This window comes from Bradyrhizobium sp. SHOUNA76, from assembly GCF_023006445.1.
In the GTDB taxonomy this organism is placed as follows: domain Bacteria; phylum Pseudomonadota; class Alphaproteobacteria; order Rhizobiales; family Xanthobacteraceae; genus Bradyrhizobium.
Window position 1 is genome coordinate 1 of the sequence record NZ_JALBHA010000764.1, and the last position, 2,102, is coordinate 2,102.

2 protein-coding genes are annotated in these 2,102 nt (G+C 65.1%); both read right to left on the reverse strand.

Annotated elements, in window-relative coordinates:
• Window positions 1-39 precede the first annotated feature (39 nt).
• The gene (locus tag MOV74_RS36785) at window positions 40-1,590 is read right to left on the reverse strand and encodes a murein transglycosylase A (protein ID WP_246932245.1); all 1,551 of its coding nucleotides are present in this window, start codon (window positions 1,588-1,590) and stop codon (window positions 40-42) included.
• A partial coding sequence (locus MOV74_RS36790) for a Tim44/TimA family putative adaptor protein (RefSeq protein WP_246932247.1) occupies window positions 1,568-2,102 on the reverse strand: 535 nt, incomplete at its 5' end. The genes MOV74_RS36790 and MOV74_RS36785, both read right to left, overlap by 23 nt.

The following is a 2,102-nucleotide window of genomic DNA, read 5'->3' on the forward strand; positions in this document are numbered from 1 at the left end:
AGGGGCGAGGCTCCAGCACGGGCGGACGGGACGATCGCTTCATTGCTGCCGATGGGGACGTTTCTTCACCGGCCGCTGCGGTTCGGAAGCGGGCTCGATCACGGGGCGCGGTGCCGGCAGCGGGACCGGACCGGCAATGGCGACCGTGTCGGTCTTGGTTTCCGTAGGACCGGTCGCAGCAGCTGGCTTGACCGTCCCTTTCCCGGGATCGGCCTGCGGAAACAGCTTTGCGATCTTCTCCGAGGGACGAGGATCAGGCACCGGCAGCCGGGCGGCGCGCACCGAGGGATCGAGGCCCTTCGGCACCAGCATGACAAAGTGCATGGGATGGCGGAGCCGCCCGGAGATACGGCCGGCCTCCTGGCCAGCGCCGAAAAACAGATCGGCGCGCGCGGGACCGATGATGGCCGAGCCGGTGTCCTGCGCGATCATCAGCCGATGGAACGGCGTCTTGGAGCGCTCCGACTCGATCGGCAGCTCGCCCTCGATGAAGAACGGCGTGCCGTAGACATGCAGCGATTTGTCGACCGCGATCGAGCGCCCCGCGGTCAGCGGAATTCCCTGCGCACCCACCGCCTCGTCCTTGTCGGACAGATTGACCTCGCGGAAGAAGATGTAGGCGCGGTTCGCGCGGCGCAGCTCCTTGGCGCCATCAGGGTTTTGCGTCATCCATTCCCTGATCTTCTGCATCGACATCTCCTCTTTCGGGATGATGCCGCGCTCGATGAGGATGCGACCGACAGCCGTATAGGGATAGCCGTTATAGGCGTCGTAGTTCAGCCGCACCGAGCTGCCGTCGTCGAACTTGATGCGCGCCGAACCCTGGATCTGCGCGAACAGCAGATCGGTCGGGTCCTTCAGCCACGCGATCTCCAGCCCACGGCCGGCGATCTTGCCATCCTCGATCTCGCCACGGTCGTAATATGGCACCAGCTTGCGGCGGCCGATCTTGCGATAGACCGGGCCCTTGTTGGGCAGGCTGACCGAGTCCTGCTTGTAGCCGCGCACGAACAGATTCGAGGGACGGCGATAGACCGGAACATTGTAGACATCGGTCTGCGTGCGCGATCCCTCCAGCACCGGCTCGTAATAGCCGGTGACGAAACCGTCGGGCTCGCCGAGACGCGAGATCCGCAGCGGCGAAAAGTTGTCCTCGAAGAAGGTCTTTGCCTTGGCGTCGTCGGTGAGCTCGAGCGATTTTGCCGCCCTGCAAGGTTCGTTGAGCGAGCCGCCAATTGCTTTTGATTCGGCCTTCGGCTCAGCCGCGCCGGTCTGCGCATTGATGGTCCGACAGCTGGCGCGGAACGTTTTGTACGCCGCGAGATGATTGTCATCGCCCCAGCCCTTCACGTCCGCCCAGGCCAACGGCAGATATTGCGCGCCGGGAATTTCGAACGGCAGCGGGAGCTGCGGATAGGGCAAGGCCCGCGGCGGAGCGGCAGGCAATTGCGGGAGATGATGGTGGTGGCTGCGATAGTGGCGCCGCGCCGCCTCGGCGCCGAGCGAAAACGACGACAGCACGACGACGCCTGCGCAAAGCGCGGTCGCGCTGGTCTTCAGAAAGACCCTAATTCGCGCTTCCGGTGCCAACCAACTTCCAGTTCGGATCGCGAGAGGTGATGTCGCGGGCGAAAGTCCAGATGTCGGTGATGTCGGCGACCGTATCGGCGCTGCCGTCGACGATGTTGCCGGCCTTGTCTCGGGTGGCCGAGATCATCTGCGAGACGAAACGGATCGTGAGCTGGGCAGTACGGTCGCGCAGCTCGGCGCCGACGAGCTCGGCCTTGTCGATCGAGACGAAGCGGGTCTCGGTCTTCTGCTCGTTCTTCTCGCGCTCCTTGATGGCGGCGTCGAAGCTGTCATAGACGTCCGACGACAACAGGTCGCGCAGCGCACGGCGGTCGCCATTGGCAAAGGCCAGCACGATCATCTCGTAGGCGCCCCGGGCGCCCGAGATGAAATGACGCGGGTCGAACGTGGAATCCTTGTCGACGATGGCATCCAGGCCCTGCGCCAGTGCGGTGCCCGGCTCGGTCAGGCCCTTCCAGCGGTCGGAGGGCGGGGTCGGCTCGGCCGTCGGCGCCAGCGGGGCCTGGTCAATC